Source organism: Streptomyces sp. MspMP-M5, assembly GCF_000373585.1.
Taxonomy (GTDB): Bacteria; Actinomycetota; Actinomycetes; order Streptomycetales; family Streptomycetaceae; genus Streptomyces.
Window position 1 is genome coordinate 78,835 of the sequence record NZ_KB891895.1, and the last position, 16,536, is coordinate 95,370.

The 16,536-nt window shown below is 70.5% G+C and carries 11 protein-coding genes; 6 read left to right on the top strand and 5 right to left on the bottom strand.

The window, feature by feature from the left end; translation table 11 throughout:
• Positions 1-24 precede the first annotated feature (24 nt).
• On the top strand, positions 25-981 hold the full coding sequence (locus tag B073_RS0119635; protein ID WP_018539789.1) for an ornithine cyclodeaminase family protein: 957 nt from the start codon (positions 25-27) through the stop codon (positions 979-981).
• A gap of 65 nt (positions 982-1,046) precedes the next feature.
• Here the strand turns inward: B073_RS0119635 and B073_RS0119640 are convergent, their stop codons facing one another.
• The gene (locus B073_RS0119640) at positions 1,047-1,922 is read right to left on the bottom strand and encodes a LysR family transcriptional regulator (RefSeq protein WP_018539790.1); all 876 of its coding nucleotides are present in this window, start codon (positions 1,920-1,922) and stop codon (positions 1,047-1,049) included.
• Between the two features lie 59 nt (positions 1,923-1,981).
• Between B073_RS0119640 and B073_RS0119645 the strand changes: the two genes are divergently transcribed.
• Positions 1,982-2,878, top strand: coding sequence for a 4-hydroxy-tetrahydrodipicolinate synthase family protein (locus tag B073_RS0119645; protein WP_018539791.1), 897 nt, complete (start codon positions 1,982-1,984; stop codon positions 2,876-2,878).
• Positions 2,879-3,121: 243 nt separating this feature from the next.
• Here B073_RS0119645 and B073_RS0119650 read toward each other — a convergent pair whose 3' ends face one another.
• From B073_RS0119650 to B073_RS0119660, 3 genes are all read right to left on the bottom strand, one after another.
• The gene (locus tag B073_RS0119650; RefSeq protein WP_018539792.1) at positions 3,122-4,888 is read right to left on the bottom strand and encodes a serine/threonine-protein kinase; all 1,767 of its coding nucleotides are present in this window, start codon (positions 4,886-4,888) and stop codon (positions 3,122-3,124) included.
• Between the two features lie 510 nt (positions 4,889-5,398).
• Positions 5,399-5,941, bottom strand: a complete 543-nt coding sequence (locus tag B073_RS0119655; protein WP_026247537.1) for a GNAT family N-acetyltransferase — start codon at positions 5,939-5,941, stop codon at positions 5,399-5,401.
• Positions 5,942-5,993: 52 nt separating this feature from the next.
• A complete protein-coding gene (locus tag B073_RS0119660; RefSeq protein WP_026247538.1) occupies positions 5,994-6,512 on the bottom strand; it encodes a DUF1203 domain-containing protein in 519 nt (172 codons plus the stop codon).
• Positions 6,513-6,981: 469 nt separating this feature from the next.
• Between B073_RS0119660 and B073_RS0119665 the strand changes: the two genes are divergently transcribed.
• From B073_RS0119665 to B073_RS40455, 4 genes are all read left to right on the top strand, one after another.
• Positions 6,982-7,671 carry a helix-turn-helix transcriptional regulator gene (locus B073_RS0119665; protein ID WP_158690163.1) on the top strand — a complete coding sequence of 230 codons (690 nt, stop codon included), beginning with the start codon at positions 6,982-6,984 and terminating at the stop codon, positions 7,669-7,671.
• A 274-nt stretch (positions 7,672-7,945) separates the two neighbouring features.
• Positions 7,946-10,588: a class III lanthionine synthetase LanKC gene (gene lanKC / locus B073_RS40450; protein WP_158690164.1), complete on the top strand. Its 2,643-nt coding sequence runs from the start codon at positions 7,946-7,948 to the stop codon at positions 10,586-10,588.
• A 329-nt stretch (positions 10,589-10,917) separates the two neighbouring features.
• Positions 10,918-13,005 carry a prolyl oligopeptidase family serine peptidase gene (locus tag B073_RS0119680; protein ID WP_018539798.1) on the top strand — a complete coding sequence of 696 codons (2,088 nt, stop codon included), beginning with the start codon at positions 10,918-10,920 and terminating at the stop codon, positions 13,003-13,005.
• Positions 13,006-13,535: 530 nt separating this feature from the next.
• Complete coding sequence (locus B073_RS40455; protein ID WP_063740888.1) at positions 13,536-15,893, top strand: hypothetical protein; 2,358 nt, start codon at positions 13,536-13,538, stop codon at positions 15,891-15,893.
• Positions 15,894-16,157: 264 nt separating this feature from the next.
• Here B073_RS40455 and B073_RS49050 read toward each other — a convergent pair whose 3' ends face one another.
• A complete protein-coding gene (locus B073_RS49050; RefSeq protein WP_018539799.1) occupies positions 16,158-16,361 on the bottom strand; it encodes a M64 family metallopeptidase in 204 nt (67 codons plus the stop codon).
• Positions 16,362-16,536 lie beyond the last annotated feature (175 nt).

The window sequence follows — 16,536 nt, forward strand, 5'->3', positions numbered from 1 at the left end:
CAGAATCCGTGAAACGCTCACGCCATGACCCGGATCCTGACCCGCACCGATCTTCTGGAGCTGCTCAACCCCCACGACTGCATCCAGGCACTCCGGGAAGGTTTCGCGACAGCCCCGCGCAGCGCGGTATCGGGCCAGCGGGTACGCACCGACCTCCCCTTCCCAGGCACCGCCACCGCCTTGTTGCCCGGGCTGCTGCCGGGCATCGACGGCTACACGGTCAAGGTCAACGCGAAGTTTCCCGGCGCGGCCCCGGCGCTTCGGGGGGTGATCTGCCTCCACAGCGGCACGGACGGCGCCTTGCTGGCACTGATCGACTCGGCCACCATCACCGCCTGGCGCACCGGCCTCGCCGCAGCCCTGGCCACCGACCTGATCGCCAGGCCGGGCAGCGACGGTGCCCACACGGTCGGCGTGCTCGGCGTGATCGGGGCCGGAGCCCAGGCCGAACTGACCGTCCAGGGACTGGGCACGCTGCGCTCGTGGAACCACCTTGTCGTCCATGACACCGACAGGCAGCGCGCGACCGACTTCGCCGATCGGTACGGCGGCAGCGTGGTGTCCACTCCCGGCCAGGTGGCCGCCGAGGCGGACATCGTGGTGCTGGCCACCTGGGCACGCCAACCTCTGCTCCACTTAAGGGATCTGAGGCCACATCAGCATCTGACCACGCTCGGCGCCGACGAACCCGGTAAGCAGGAACTCGCCGCCGAGGTCCTCACTTACGCCCGGCTGATTGTCGACGACGTCGCTCTCGTCGCCGCACACGGCGCTCTCGCCAACGCCGGCCTGCCCGCCACCACGGCCGCCGCCTGCCTGAGCGAGGTGATCCGTGGCGACGCGCCCGCCCGCTGCCACAACCAGAAGATCACCGTCTACGCCCCGGTCGGCCTGCCCTGGCAGGACCTCGCCCTGAGCTGGCTGGCCTACCAGCAGGCCGCGACCACCGGAACCGGAACGACCCTCGACCTCCTGTCCTGACCGACGGCCTGCCTGCCTGAGCATGTCCCATGACTGGGGAGAGCAACCGAGCAGGCCCGGCCCGCTCACCGGAGCTCTGGTGGGAGGGTCATGCGGAGGGCTGCGGTGACGGTGGCGACGGCCGGGTGGTTGGCCGCGCCCGCGCGGTGGACGGTACGGGTGCGGCGGGACATCGCCAGTCGCGTGAGGCTGAGGCCCGGTGGTGGGGCGGTGGCGCCGAGGTGGGGAACGAGGGCGACGCCCTGTCCGAGGGCGACCAGGGCCAGGACGGTCGCGAAGTCGTCGACCTCGTGGCGTACACGAGGGGTGAAGCCGGCTGCCTGGCAGGCTCGTTCGGTCATGGTGCGGCAGAGCCTGCCGGGCGGAGCGGTGATCCACGGGCTGGTGGCGTGGTCGGCCAACGAGCTCGGCGTGCGTGCCGCCAGGTACATCGGTTCGGTGAACAACTCCTGACCGGTCAGGCCGGGTTGGGGCTCGGCGGGGACGAAGTCGTACTCGTGCACCAGAGCCAGGTCGAGTTCTCCGGCGCGTAGCGCGGCGGCCACGCCGGCCGGATCGACGTCGGTCACTCTCGCCTCCAGCGCGGGGTGTTCGCGAGCGAGCGCGGCCAAGGCGGCCGGGATGATCGCATGGGTCGCAGACGGGTAGCTTCCGATCCGTACGGGGCCGGCCAGTCCCTCGCGGACGGCTGCGAGTTCGGCGTCTGCCCGTTCCAGGCGCTCCAGCAGGTCCTCGGTATGCCGGACCAGGTTCTGCCCGGCCGGGGTCAGCGCGACCCGGCGGCCGGTGCGCTGCAGCAAGGACACTCCGGTCTCGCGTTCCAGCACGGACAGTTGTTGGGAGACCGCGGACGGGCTGAAGGACAGCGCCTCGGCAACGGCGGCGATGGTGCCCCGGTGCGCGAGTTCCCGGAGCAGACGCAGACGGCGGACATCAAGCATCAGCTCAGCTTACGAGCACCATCGAGAATGTGTGCTGGACCTGTGCAGTACCGGTCACCATGCTCAAGGACATGGAACTGCACGGCATTTACGTACCGCTGGTGACACCGTTTGCCGAGGATGGCGCGGTCGCGCTGCACGCGTTGGAAGTACTGGCCCGCTCGGTGCTCGCGGAGGGCGCCGCCGGACTGGTCGCACTGGGCACGACGGGCGAGCCGGCCACGCTGTCGCCGGACGAGAAGCGGCAGGTGGTGAAGGTCTGCGCCCGGGTGTGCCGGGAACACGGGGCGAGGCTGATCGTCGGCGCCGGGGGCAGCGACACCAGGCAGAGTGCGGCGGCGCTGACCGAACTGGCGGGCCTTGCGGACGCCGCACTGGTCCCCGTACCGCCGTTCGTTCGGCCCTCGGAGGACGGGGTGCTCGCGCACTTCGCCCACCTCGCGGAGCGGAGCCCGGTACCGCTGGTGATCTACCACATCCCGCACCGGACCGGACAGGCACTCGGAGCGGGCACCCTGCGCCGACTGTGCCGGATGCCCGGGGTCATCGGGGCCAAGCTCGCAACGGGCTCGGTGCTGGACCATGACACCGTCGAGCTGTTGGGCGACCTGCCGCCCGGCGTCACCGTACTGGCCGGGGAGGACGCCTTCCTCGTCCCGCTGCTCGCTCTCGGGGCCGCAGGCGGCATCCTCGCCTCGGCACACCTGGCCACCGCGCACTTCGTCGAACTGCTCGATGCCTGGGACAAGGGGAATCTGGCCCATGCCCGCCCCCTCGGCCATCGACTGGCGGAACTGTCCCAGTCAGTCTTCTCCGAGCCCAACCCTGCGGTGGTGAAGGCCGTACTGGCGGCTGAGGGGCGGATTCCGACACCTGCGGTCCGGCTGCCGTTGCTCCCCGCGAGCGAGGCCGCAACGACCCAGGCACTGGCTCGCCTCAGCGCGCTCACCGCATGACGTCAGCACCGGCAGGACGGCGGATGTGCGCACGAGAGGCAAGGCGGAAACGCGGCAACGTGGCCTGGTTCGGAGCGGCCGTGGCCGGGCCGATGCGTACAGCGGCGGGCAGGTGAACTCCATCGCCGGACGGAAGCGGGTCACGAGCCGCCGTGCGGGCGGAGAGCCGCCCCGTGACATCAGTGTGGCCCGCATTTCCCGGGTCCTTCCCGAGGCCGAAGCCCCGGGCCCCCTCCGGCCTCGCTAACAGCGGTCCGGCCAGCCACTCTGGCGGATGATGTTGTCGGCGGACATCCAGCCCGCGTCATTCGTCCCCGCGATGCGGACGTAGAGCCACTTGTGGCCGTAGGAGTTCTCGACGGAGCAGTGGAACCACAGCTTCGTACCGGACTTGGTCGCGGCCACGGAGGAGCAGGCCATGTAGGGCCCCGTCACGATGTGGTGATCGCCGGACAGGTAGCCGTACGTTCCCGGCTTCGGGTCGTGGTGGCTCCAGCCGCTGCAAGTCGTCGACACCGAAGTGGGCTTGGTCGAGGGGGAAGCGGACGTGCTCGGCGTGGCACTGGGCTTGGCCGACGGAGACGCGGAAGAAGCGGGAGAGGGAGAGGTCGAACTGGACGGATTTCCCGCTCCCGTGGACGACGAGGGGCCCGGGGAATTCACGCCGTCGGCCATTCCGCGGCCGCTCGGCTGATGGCTGCCTGCCTGGGAGCCGGCACCTGGCGCTGCCTGCGGCTCGTTACCGTCCGCCTCACCATGCTGCGCCGTCAAGGCGTAGGTGACACCGCCTCCAGCGAGCACGACGAAGGCGGCCGCCGCCGCGATGAGGACACGACGTGGGCGCCGGCCGTGGCCGGCGGCGGTGGCGGTGGCGGTGGCGGTGGCGGTGGCGGTGGCGGCGCCAGGAGCGTAGCCCGCGGTCGGCACGTCGGGCTGCGGATTGGGCCGCGGGCCGGACGTCGGGTAGCCGGTGTGCGGAGGCTGCGGGGAGGACGGGTGGAACGGCGGCGCAGCACCGAATCCAGGCGGCGGCACCGGGTTGGCAGCCTGGAAAGGTGCCGGGGCGGCTGCCTGTGCCGGCGCAGCGGTGGGGCCCATGGGGGCCGGCGGCGCGAGGTTCGTCGTCGTGCCCACGGCCGCCTGCTGCAGCATCTCACGCGCCTGCTCGGCCGTGGGCCGGTTCTCCGGCTGCTTCGCCATCAGCGCCCGCAGCACCGGCGTCAGCGGCCCCGCGCGCCGGGGCTCCGGCAGCGGCTCGGTGACGATCGCCGACAAGGTGGACCACACGGACGTACGGCGGAACGGCGACGTGCCTTCCACCGCCGCGTACAGCGTCATGCCGAGCGACCAGATGTCCGACGCGGGGCTGGGCGCCGTGCCCTGGGCGCGCTCCGGCGGCAGGTAGTCGAGGGAGCCGACGAGCTGTCCGCTCTGGGTCAGCTTGGCCATGGCCTCGTCGCCGGAGGCATCCATGGTGGCGATGCCGAAATCGGTGAGCACGACCCGCCCGCCGTGCTCCAGCAGCACGTTCCCCGGCTTGACGTCCCGGTGCAGTACGCCCACCCGGTGCGCGGCGTCGAGTGCGTCCATCAGCTTGGCACCGATCGCCGCCGCCTCGTGCGGCGGCAGCGTGCCGCGCTGCGTCAGTACGTCGTCGAGCGACGGTCCGTCGACGAGTTCCATGACGATGACCGGCAGGCCCTGCTCCTCGGTCACGTCGTGCACAGTGACCACGCCGCTGTGCCGGATACGGGCGGCGGCCTGCGCCTCCCGCTGCATCCGGGTCCGCAGATCGAGCAGTTCGGGCGCGGAGGCGTCGGTGAAGGCCCGCAGTACCTTGACGGCGACCTCGCGGTTCAGTACTTGGTCCACAGCTCGGGCGACCACGCCCATGCCGCCCCGCCCGATGGTCGCGGTCACCCGGTAGCGGCCCCCGAGAACCTTGCCTATCAGCTCGTCGCCGCTCGCGTCCCCGGCCGTCACCGCACGCTCCGTTCCGTCACCGCTCATCGCTGTTCATCGTTCACACCTGGCGCCCCAGAGTAAAGGCAGGCGGCACCGGAGCAGACACGGGGAGGGGATCGCACAGCGGTGCCCCTGGCTTGGCAGGCCCGGACCGGGGACGGCCCGGGGAAGACCGGGGACCCACCGGAGCGAGAAGATGCCTGGCGGCACGACATCGACGTTCCGCGCGAGAGAAGGTGCCCCGCATGACGGATCCGGCCGCTGAACAGTGAACACACCACAGCCCGCCCGCTGTCCCGGAAGCAGCGGAAAGTGCGGTGTGGCTGAGAGGGCATCTGCTGGAGATCGCCTCCGCGCTGCGTCCGGACCACCGCCCGGTGGTGGTCCGTGAGTGGAGCGACCCGGTACGGCTCCGCGACCCCGCGCCTGTCGCAGGGGTGCGCCGCGCGGCGCACCTACGCGTTCACGCTTCCCCTGTCATGAGTGCCGACAGCATGCCACCGGAGGCCGCCCTGTCCCGGTGGCTTCCCGCGCCACGCGGCCCGGTGGAGAACGTCAGATCCCCATCGTTCTACGGGCGATGCGGTACAGCACGTTCGGACGCAGTGGCCCTTCGGGCACGGTGGGGTCGTCGAAATCGTCCGCCGGGTCCCGGGTCATGCCGATCCGGCGCATCACCGCCTGTGAACGGAGGTTGGTGGCCGTCGTCACGGCGAGGATCTCGGGAAGGTCAAGGGTGTCGAAGCCGTAGGCCAGGACCGTCCGTGCGGCCTCGGTCGCATAGCCCTGGCCCCAGGCCGCGCGGGCGAGCCGCCAGCCGATCTCCACTCCGGTGAACGGCATGTCGTCGTCGACCTGGTCCAAGCCCGCGAAGCCGATGAACTCGCCCGTGGCCTGCACCTCGACCGCCCACCACCCGTAGCCTCGCTGGTCGAACTCGGCCTGGAAGCGTGCCACGGAGGCATCGCTCTGTTCGCGGGTGAGCAAGTCACCCAAGTGCTCCCGAACTTCGGGGTCGGCATTCATGGCCGCCCACGGTTCAAGGTCGGAGTCCCGCCATCGACGGAGGATGAGGCGTTCGGTACGCAGTTCAGCCATGATGCCCAGCCAACGTGACCGCCGGCCTCAAGGCAATTCCTTTTCCCTCACGCTACTGCTCCTCGGTGGAGGGCCGACGCACCTCGAAGTGGAAGCACCCGTATTCCAGTGCCCGGACGTGTACGAGCACCACGCCCGGATCGCTGAACGCCTCGTCGAAGGCTGCATCGAAGCCGGCCATGGCGTCGGCCGGAATTTCCAGGAGGCGGCCACCGGCGATATGGCCCCGGGCGTCGTAGCGGCGCACGGTACGCAGAGCACCCGGTCGGGCGAAGGGGTAGTTCTCGCCGGGGTTGAAGCCACCGCAGTCATCGGCGTGGATGAAGACGGGCCCCTGCTCGTCGTACGCGCCCGGATCTGCACCGTTCGCGGCGGCCCAACGACGCAACGGCGCATACGAGACAAGGGCAATCCGCTCGCCGAGTGTGATGGGTCGCAGACAGCAACGCAGCGGCGAGCCGACGTCGTTGGGGTTCGCGATATACGGGGCGCAGGGACGGCCCGCGTCGTCGACAACCCGCAGTTCTTTGAGAACGGAGGCATCAACGGGGAGCACGGTGTACTTGGTCATGTACCCATGCTGGACGGAGAGGTGTGTGCCTGCTGGCGGGAAACGGACGCCACGTTAATGCTTGCCCGTGCAGAAGACCGGATCGCCGACGCTCCGAAGACGACGCCGCTGGGTTGAGTCGCCCGTAGGACCGGGCCCATCCTGTGGGGCCCTCTGCTGTCGGCGTCCCCAGCCGCACGCCCGGCGACGGCCGGCTGCTGGTGCTGTCGCCTGCCCCGGAGATCTTGATCACCCATGCGGGTGAGGTTCCGGAAACTCCCGGTCAGGTGGGCCCGACCTTGATGAAGTGGAGATCTCGGAGGCCCTTTGACGGTTGACGCCAGGGGTCGGAAGTCCCCTGAAATCTCCTGAATCCCCTGACGAAGTAGACAGCGCCACCGAGGAACGGCAGGCCGACGGGGCCCCAGCTGCCCTGCCACGCCTCCCCAGGCAGTCGAGAATTCTTCAATTCATGGCAAGGGAGCATGAGATGGCAGCCATGCGGGAGCCGTTCGGTTCGCCTCGGGCGGACGACTGCTCCGTCGGCCGGTACACGGGGATCTCCGTCGCAGTGGTGGACAAGGCCCTGGTCATCCGGCGAGGTATCCCTCCGATGTTCGACGCCACTCCCGAGATCCGATCGGTTCGGTGTTTCTCGGAGGTACCGGCGGTCGGCGACTTGTCCGGTTACGACGTGCTCCTCCTCGGTCTTCATTCGAGTCGGGATCTGGGCCTGCTCCGACTGGCCCCTGACCTGGCCGTGGTCTGCCGCCTGGTCCTGCTGTGCACGTCGGTCACCACGGCAGCCACGCTGGCCCTGCTCGATGCCGGAGCCGACGGCTACCTGACCACAGACGCCGACGCGCACGTCTTCCGGGAGGCCGTGCTGCGAGTCGCTCGCGGCCACACCTACCTGTACCGGCCAGTGGCGGACCTGATCCGCGACAACAGCAGGCCGGTCACCCCGAAACTGGCGCCGCGGGAGGCGGAGTTACTCGCCTATCTGGCCATCGGGTTCACCCACGCCCAGGCAGCCCGGCGGATGGGCGTGGCCGTCGGCACGGTGGAGACCTACGTCCGCCGCATCCGAACGAAGTGCGCCGTCTCCGGGCCGATGCGCCTGGCCCGGGTCGCCAGGGAGGTGAGGCTTCAGCTGATGCTCGACTGCCAGGATCCTTGACGGCGGTCAAGTCCCCGTTTTCAGGACGTCCCGGCGCGACATCATTCCAAGACGTTTTCGTCCCACCGCTTCCACGTACCCCGGACATCGGCCGCATCGCGGGGACAACAGGCGCTCGGCGGGCACTCAGCGAGCACCCGACGGGCACTCGACCGACCGCATACGGTCACTTCCTGCTCCGTGTCCGCACTGACAAGTCCCCAGTTACCTGGACTCGCCCCCAGCTGGCTGTGCAGATAATCATGTTGGTCCCCGCCCATGAATTCGGCGACCTTTGGGGCTGATTCCGATGGACCTGGCGGCGTTCTACCTCGCACACTGTCTGGCCGATCCGGACTTCTACGACACCGCCCAGCACTGGGACGACTCGGCGAGCCGTTTCGCGCTGACCGGTGCGGAGCTGCCCGGCGGATGGCACCGGTCCGAGCAGGAACTGTGGGTGCTGCAACTCCCACCCGGCCGCCGGCTTCCCGAGCAGGGCTGGAAGGTCCACGTCTCGGCGGGCCTGGACAACGCCGCGGAAGTGCTGGCCGCGGTGTGGGACCACTGCGTCAAGCGCCGGATCGCGTTCAAGTTCCTGCGCAGCCGGCAGGTCCTGCAGCTCACCAACGCCAAATACGCCGACCGCGGATCCAGCGGAAAGTTCTGTGCGATCTACCCGACCTCCGACGAAGAGCTGTCGCGGGTGCTCACCGAGCTGGGCGAGGCGCTCGACGGCCAGCCAGGCCCGTACGTCCTCAGTGACCTGCGGTGGCGCAACGGTCCCCTGTTCGTACGGTACGGCGCCTTCCAGCACCGCACCTGTCGCGGCCAGTCCGGCGAGCCGGTCCCGGCGCTGACCGATCCGAGGACCGGCCGACTGGTCCCGGACCTCCGCGGGCCGTCCTTCCGAATACCGCCGTGGGTCGAACCGCTCCCCTTCCTGGCCGAGACGATGGCCGCACGCAACAACGGCGGCGACTCGTTCCCGTACCAGGTGCGAAAGGCGCTGCACTTCTCCAACGCGGGCGGCGTCTATCTCGCGACCGATCCGCACACCGGCCGGAACGTGGTGCTCAAGGAAGCCCGACCGCTGGCCGGGTTGGACACCGACGGGGTGGACGCGGTGACCCGCCTCCGGCACGAGCACGCCATCCTCGACCAGCTCGCCGGACTGGCCGTGGTCCCCCGCGTGCTCGGTCACTTCACCTGCTGGGAACACCACTTCCTGGTCCAGGAGTACATCGAAGGGGAGACCCTGACCCGGGAGGCCGCGCGCCGGCATCCGCACCTCAAGCCGGAGCCCTCGCCCCGGGAAATCGCGGACTTCACCGCCTGGGTGGTGGAGGTCGTCGGGAAGGTGCGCGCCGCGCTGCGCACCATCCATTCCCGAGGCGTCGTGGCGGGCGACGTCCACCCCTCCAACATCATGTTGCGCCCGGACGGAGGGGTTGCTCTGATCGACTTCGAGCTGGCGCTGCCCCTCGGTGCGGCGGACCGTCCGCCATTGGGTGCACCCGGGTTCGTCCCGCCGGCCGGCTGCACCGGCCCGGACATCGACCACTACGGGCTCGCCGCCACCGCGCTGTGGGTGTTCCTGTCCACAGCGCCCGTCCTTCGGACCCGGGACCCCGGAAAGACGGAGCTCTTCCTCCAGGTCCTGGCGGATCGCTTCGGGGCCCCCGACTCCTTCGTCGCCGGCCTGCGCCGCGACCTTCGGCCTGCGGGCGGAACCTCCGGAACAACGGCCGACCGCGGACACCGGACCGGCCTTCAGGCACTCGGCGATCCGCAGCCGGAGGACTGGACGCACCTGCGGCGGTCCCTCGCCGAGGGCATCCTGGCGACGGCCACCCCGCAGCGACCCGACCGGCTCTTCCCGGGCGACGTCGAGCAGTTCCGCACCGGCGGGCTCAACATCGCGCACGGCGCGGCCGGCGTACTGCTCGCCCTGACCGAAGCCGGTCTGCCGCCCGACCCCGAACACGTCGACTGGCTGATCCGCGCGGTGGACCGCTGGGAGACGCCACAGCCCGGCTTCTACGACGGGCTGCACGGAATTGCCTACGTCCTCGACCGGTTGGGCCATCGCGACGCCGCGCTGTCGGCCCTGGACCGCGCGGTGAACCTCAGGGAAACGGAGCCGCCCCTCGTCGGCCTCCACTCCGGGCTCGCCGGAATGGGACTGAACCTGCTGCACTTCGGCACCGCGGACGCCGACTGCCTGCGCCGGGCCCTGACGATCGCCGACCGCCTGGCGGACGCCGTACGCACCGGCGGACTACAGCCGGACCGACCCAGCGCCGCCGGGCTGATGTTCGGGGCGACCGGGGTCGCGCTGTTCTTCCTCCACTGCTTCCGCGCCATCGCGGACCCTGAACTCCTCGAACTGGCACGGGCCGCTCTGCACCGGGACCTGGCCGACTGCGAAACCGGCCCCGACAACACCCTGCAGGTCCGCGAGCGAAACCGGCTGATGCCTCATCTCGGCATCGGCACCGCCGGCATGGCCCCCATACTGGGCGAACTGCTCCGGCACCGCGACGACGGACCACTCGCCCTCGCGTACGAGCAGATCCGACGTACCTGCCGGGCCGAGTCCGGGATCTTCCCCGGCCTGTTCACCGGCCACGCCGGAGTCATGGCGTCCGTGGCGGCCACCGGCTCCACGCCCGCCCTGGACGATCCAGCCGTTCGGAAACACCTGCGTCGACTGTCCTGGTACGCCGAGCTCCGCGACGGACGGCTGGCCTTCCCGGGCGAGCAGCTGTACCGGCTCTCCACGGACCTGGCGACCGGCGCGGCCGGTGTACTGCTCGCCCTCACCGCGGTCTTCGACGACCGCCGCGACTTCCTGCCCTTCCTGCCGGCGGCCGTCTCCACGCCCCGGCAGACCCCGACCTGCGATCCCGCAGGAACTACGGCTGGAAGGAGGTGAACCGCCATGGCCATGATCCTGGAGCTGCAGGAGCTGGAGACCCCGCAGGGTCCCTCGCTCGCCCCGAGCAACGTGCTGAGCACGTTCCTGCACGGCGAGACCACCTGTCTGTGAAGCGTCACACGACGCACTGCACGGCGCACGACGGTACGCATCGCGTGAAGCGTCGGTGAGCACAGATCCGCTGGGTGGGGCAGGCCATCACCTCGCCCCACCCAGTGACTGCCCTCGCCACCAGACGCAGCCGATGGCCCCGACCTGCCCTCGGACCAGGTCGATCCCCCCTCTCCCGACTCCTCCGCCCTCCCCCGTCCCCACGGAGGCCGCACGTGGCTGACCGGTTCCGGTTCCCGCCCACCCCGCTTCGCCCGGAGCCCGACGAGATCGGCGGGATCGGCTTCACGGACCCGTACCAGTGGCTGGAGGAGGACAGCAGTGCCACGCTCGCCTGGGAGGCGGCGCAGAACCGGTTCGCCCGCGACCTGCTGCACACCGATCCGCCCTGGCGTCTGGCGCTCGATGCCGCCCGACGGTTCAACGCCAGTGCACTGTCCCACCGTCCTCCGGAACTCCACGGTCGTCGCTGGTTCATGGAACACGTTCCCGAGGACCACGGGCTCCCGGTGCTCGACGTCTCCGACGCCCCTGATGTACCGGTTACACCCCATGCCCCGGTGGCCTCGGCATCGGCCCGCCGTGTGCTGGATCTCGCCGTGGAGCTCGCGGAGCCGGCCCCGTATGGGCCGGCCACCATGCAGTGGCAGCCGTCACCGGACGGCCAGCTGCTCGCCTATCAGGTCTGCGGTCCTGGGCGGGAACCGCTCTTCCGGGTCCGCGACGTGGATTCCGGGAAGATCCTGGTCGACGGGCTGCCGGAGACCGGCGCCTGCCGGGTGGGCTGGCTGCCCGACGGCCGGCGATTCTTCGTCGTGGTCATCGACCGGGAACGGTTGGACCGGTGTCGGGGCGTCTTCCAGGTCGACCTCACGGCATCCGGCTCGGCTCCGGCCGTCTGCCGCGAGGACCTGCCGTCGGAGTTCCCCGCCCGCGGGGTGAGTGTCTCCCCCGAGGGGCGGTGGGCACTGGCGCATGGCCCCGGCAGGCCCTCCTACGTACGCGACCTTGCGGCGCCCGGCGCCCCGTGGCGACCGTTCCTCCGGGACTCACGTTCGGTCTTCCGCGGCGCCCTCGTCGGCGACGAGTTCATCGCGGTGACCGACGACGGCGCACCGCGCGGCAGGGTCGTCGCCCTCCCGTTGCCCGGCCCGGCGACGGACCCAGCCGGCTGGCGCGAACTCGTCCCACCCGGTGACTCGATCCTGTTCTCCCTCACCCCCGTGGGCCCGGAGCTGGTCCTGGCCGAGCATGCGAACGGCGCCAGTCGGCTGCGCCGGATCTCCGTCCAGGGCGCTCCGCTGGGCGAAATCCCGCTGCCGGAACCGGGGATGGCCTGGCCGGGAAGCGGTCGGGACACCGGGCTGGTCACACCGGCCGGCAACGGATGCACCTTCGCCTTCTCCTCCCTCACCCGGTCTCCGGCGGCCTATCGGTACGATCTGGCCACCGACGCCGTGGTGGCGCTCACAAAACCGCGAGTCGTCATCCCGGATGCGGTGACCCGTAGGGGAACGGCACGCAGCGCCGACGGAACCGCCATCCCGTACCAGATCGTCTCCCGTGCCGGCGTCGACCTCAGCGTTCCGCAACCCCTGATCATCAGCGGCTACGGTGCCCTCAACATCGCCTGGCTGCCGGCCTACCTCTTCGCCCTGCCCGCGGCCTGGGTCGAGCTGGGCGGCGTCTACGTCCACGCGCACCTGCGCGGCGGCGGCGAGTTCGGTACCGACTGGTGGCGCGCGGCCCGCCGCGACACCAAGCAGCGCACATTCGACGACCTGCACGCGGTGGCCACCGACCTGATCCGCCACGGCCACACCACACACAGTCGGCTCGGCGTCTTCGGCTACTCGATCAGCGCCCTGACCGCAGTCGTCGCGGTGACCCAGCGGCCCGATCTGTACCGGGCGTGCGTGGCCGCGCTTCCCGTACTGGACCTGCTGCGCTGCAAGCGGGACCCGGTCACCATGGCCGACATCATGTCCGTGGACTTCGGGGACCCGGACGACCCCGGCGACGCGGCCGTCCTGCACCGCTACTCCCCCTACCACCAGGTGCGCGACGACGTCGACTACCCGGCTGTACTTCTCGACTGCGGCTCCGCCGACCGCAGTTGCCCTGCCTGGCACGGCCGCAAGATGGCAGCCCGCCTGCAACGGGCCACGTCCGCACCGCACCCGGTACTGCTGCGCACCCGGCAGGCCGGACACACCGTGGAGACCTCACCGCAGGACGCACTACTACGCGAGGCCGAACACCTCGCCTTCATGATCCGCGAACTCGGCCTGAATGTCGCATAGTTTCCAGCGCGGGCAGCGGCAGCTACCCGCTCGACCGGCCTGATCACCATCGGACGGTCGGCCCTGTTCATCGGCAGCCGGTCGAGGTTCAGCCCACCTGTCGGTTGACCGAGATCGTTGACCGAGATCGCGGACGGGCCGCGCATCGCTGGCGTGCGGGCCCTCTGCGCCCGCCGGCGAGCCCGTTGACCCCGCCCTCGTCCGCTGCGGCCAGTACCCCCGCCACCCGTCGCGCCTCCCGGCGCACGGCGACGACTGACGGCGGCATCCTGGGCAGCCTCCCAGCCGGAACCGGCCTGCCCTCGACTGGCTCGCCGACCGCGGGCGCCGCCGCGGGCGCCGTCCGGGTGGCGTCGCCTTCCGAGTGTTCCGACGGGTCGTCAGCGGGATGGCCGCGTCGTCGCCTCGCCCATTGTGGGGATAAAGCCGATTTTCCGAGTGCCTTGCCCCCGCTGCGTCACGCCTTGGGCGAGCCTTGTCATGCCTCCACAGGCCGAGCCGATCCCCCTCGACACTCGAAAGGATGTGCAGTGTTCCGTTCCCGACGCAGGCGCGGCCTGGTAGCCGTGCTCATCGCTGCACTGACCGCGATGTCCGGACTATGGTTCTCGGCCTCCGCCGGCCACGCCGCGCGCCCCGCTCCGGCGGGACACCGCTCATCCGACACCGGCTCCGCCGTACGCCACGACACCTCTCGCACCCTGCGGTCCATGGCCGCCGCGCACGGCCACCACCCCGGGCGCGGCGGTAGGAAGCAGCAAAGCCGGAAGCACCAGCGGCTGCCGCATCCTCCCGCTGCCTCCGTTCCGGACCCGGCGGTGCAGTCGACCACCCGCAGCTTCGCGGCCCCTTCCTCCGGGGCCAACTTCGAGGGCATCGGCGCCGGCAACTACGCGGTCGCCAACGTCCCGCCGGACCCGAACGCGGCCGCCGGCTCCAGTCAGATCGTCGAGACCGTCAACACCGCCTACGCGGTGTATTCGAAGAGCGGTGCCACAGTCCTCCCACCGACCGACACCAACGTCCTGTGGTCCGGGTTCGGCGGCCCCTGCGAGTCGACCAACGATGGTGATGCCGAGGTCCGTTGGGACAGCCTCGCCAGCCGGTGGGTGGTCAGCCAGTTCGCCAACGTCCACTCGCCCTCGGGCCCGTACTACCAGTGCGTGGCCGTCTCCACCGGCGAGGACGCCACCGGCAGCTACTACCGCTACGCGTTCCCCCACGCCAACTTCCCGGACTACCCGAAGCTGTCGGTGTGGCCGGACGCCTACTACGTCACGTCCAACATGATCAGCTCCTCCGGCAGTTTCCTGTACGCCGAGGCGTGCGCGCTGAACCGGGCGAACATGCTGACCGGCGCCGGCGCCGCGCAGCAGTGCTTCACCACGTCGTCCTCGTACGGCGGGTTGCTCGGCGCGGACCTGGACGGCCGGACCGCTCCCCCGTCCGGAGAGCCAGAACTGATGGTGGACCTGGGGACGTCGGGCTCGGGGCTGGCCTACTGGAAGTTCCACGTCGACTGGAGCAACCCCGCCGGCTCCACCTTCACCGGCCCGTCGACGCTGTCCGTCGCCCCCTACACCGCCGCCTGCGGTGGTTCAGGGGCCTGCATCCCGCAGGGCGGCACCAGTCAGCTACTCGAATCCGTCTCCGATCGGTTGATGTTCCGGCTGGCCTACCGCAACTACGGCGAACACGAGTCGCTCGTGGTGAACCACGCGGTGACCGCCGGAAGTTCGGTGGGCGTGCGCTGGTACGAGTTCCGGCTGTCGGGCGGCACCCCCACCGTCTACCAGCAGGGCACCTACGCACCCGACTCCACCTACCGCTGGATGGGTTCGATGGCCCAGGACAAGGTCGGCAACATCGGACTCGGCTACTCGCAGTCCTCGTCGTCGACGCATCCCTCGATCCGTTACACCGGCCGACTGGCCGGCGACACACCCGGGCTCATGACGCAGGGAGAGGGCACCGCAATCACCGGCGGCGGCTCCCAGACAGGTATCGACCGCTGGGGTGACTACAGCTCCATGGCCGTGGATCCGGCGGACGACTGCACCTTCTGGTACACGAACGAGTACATCCCGTCCAACGGCAGCTACAACTGGCACACCAGGCTGGCCTCGTTCACGCTGCCCAACTGCGCTTCCTCCACGGCTAGTTCCTCCACACCAAGCCCCTCCACACCAATTCCCTCCACAGCGAGCAACGACTTCTCCATGGCGGTCAGTCCGACCTCTCCCAGCGCTACCGCCGGGTCGCGGGCCACCACCACGGTCTCCACCCGGGTCACGTCCGGCTCGGCGCAGCCGGTGAGCCTGTCGGTATCCGGGCTGCCGAGGGGAACCACCGCACGGTTCAACCCGACGTCTGTCACCGCGAACAACAACACGTCCACGCTGACCCTGGCCACCTCTACCTCGACCCCGCCGGGCACGTACCGCATCGTCGTCACCGGCGCCGGCGCATCCACCACGCACACGGCGACCTTCACCCTCACGGTCACCGACTGCGGCTGCAGTACGGACCCTGGCGGCGGCCTCGAGTCCGGCAACCCGGCCGGCCGAAAGCCGCCGGGGACCAAGCCGAAGACCAAGCCGACGACCAACTCCCGGACGCACAGCGGCACAGCGCGGCCCAAGCCCACGGCGCTGCACCCACCGACGGCGCCCCGCCGACCCACGGCTCCTCACGCGCCGATGACGCCGAACCGTCCCACGGCGCCCCACCCACCGACGACCCCGCACCGGCCACCGGCGCCCCACCCACCCGCAGCACCTCGCCGACCCACGGCCACCCATCGCCCGCCCAGGCCACCCTCACCACGCCCATCGGCAACATCGGCGGCATCGGCAACGCCAGCACACCCGGCTTCCCGCCGAACGTGACCTGCCTGCCCTCCGGGGGCGTCGTCCCGGCCCTGATGCGGCGCCGCCACCCGGAGTTCTTCCGCGACGGTTTCTTCGGTGACGAGAGATCCGCCCCGGAGCCGGCGAAGAGCGCGGGCCGGGGCGGGGCGGGAATTGACTCCGTCGGGATACCGGGCGGCCCGGGGCGGGGCGCAGGGGCGCCCAGAGCACGCGGTACGACGAAAGTCCGGCCGGCTGCCGCCTTCCGCTGGCGGTCGTCGACGTACTACCAGAAGGCGACGATCACCACCTCACGGCCGGGGAGGTCGAACCCGCGGCCGCGCGGCCGCATGATCCGACGGTGTAAGTGCCGGACTCGCCGTAGTCGTACTCGTCGACGAACCTGCCGAGCGAGTGGCCGGTCTCGTGCACCGCGATCTGATCGGACCGGTCGTTGTCCGAAGTGGCTGTGGCGATACCGTCGACGCCCTTACGCCCCCGTGCCACTGCGACGGCGCTTCGCTGCGGCTGCCGCAGGTCAGAACCAGTCGAGCGCGGACCCGAAGGCGCTGAACGGCGCCAAGCCGTACGGTCCCAGGCCGACCATCCCGGAGCCAAACCCGTCGAACAGGTCCCCCAGGTTCCCCAGGTCGAAACCGCCCGCGCCACCACTCGAACGGTC

Coding starts and splice junctions, on each gene's coding strand:
- B073_RS0119635 (WP_018539789.1), top strand. CDS start 25: ATGACCCGGATCCTGACCCGCACCGATCTTCTGGAGCTGCTCAACCCC.
- B073_RS0119640 (WP_018539790.1), bottom strand. CDS start 1,922: ATGCTTGATGTCCGCCGTCTGCGTCTGCTCCGGGAACTCGCGCACCGG.
- B073_RS0119645 (WP_018539791.1), top strand. CDS start 1,982: ATGCTCAAGGACATGGAACTGCACGGCATTTACGTACCGCTGGTGACA.
- B073_RS0119650 (WP_018539792.1), bottom strand. CDS start 4,888: ATGAGCGGTGACGGAACGGAGCGTGCGGTGACGGCCGGGGACGCGAGC.
- B073_RS0119655 (WP_026247537.1), bottom strand. CDS start 5,941: ATGGCTGAACTGCGTACCGAACGCCTCATCCTCCGTCGATGGCGGGAC.
- B073_RS0119660 (WP_026247538.1), bottom strand. CDS start 6,512: ATGACCAAGTACACCGTGCTCCCCGTTGATGCCTCCGTTCTCAAAGAA.
- B073_RS0119665 (WP_158690163.1), top strand. CDS start 6,982: ATGGCAGCCATGCGGGAGCCGTTCGGTTCGCCTCGGGCGGACGACTGC.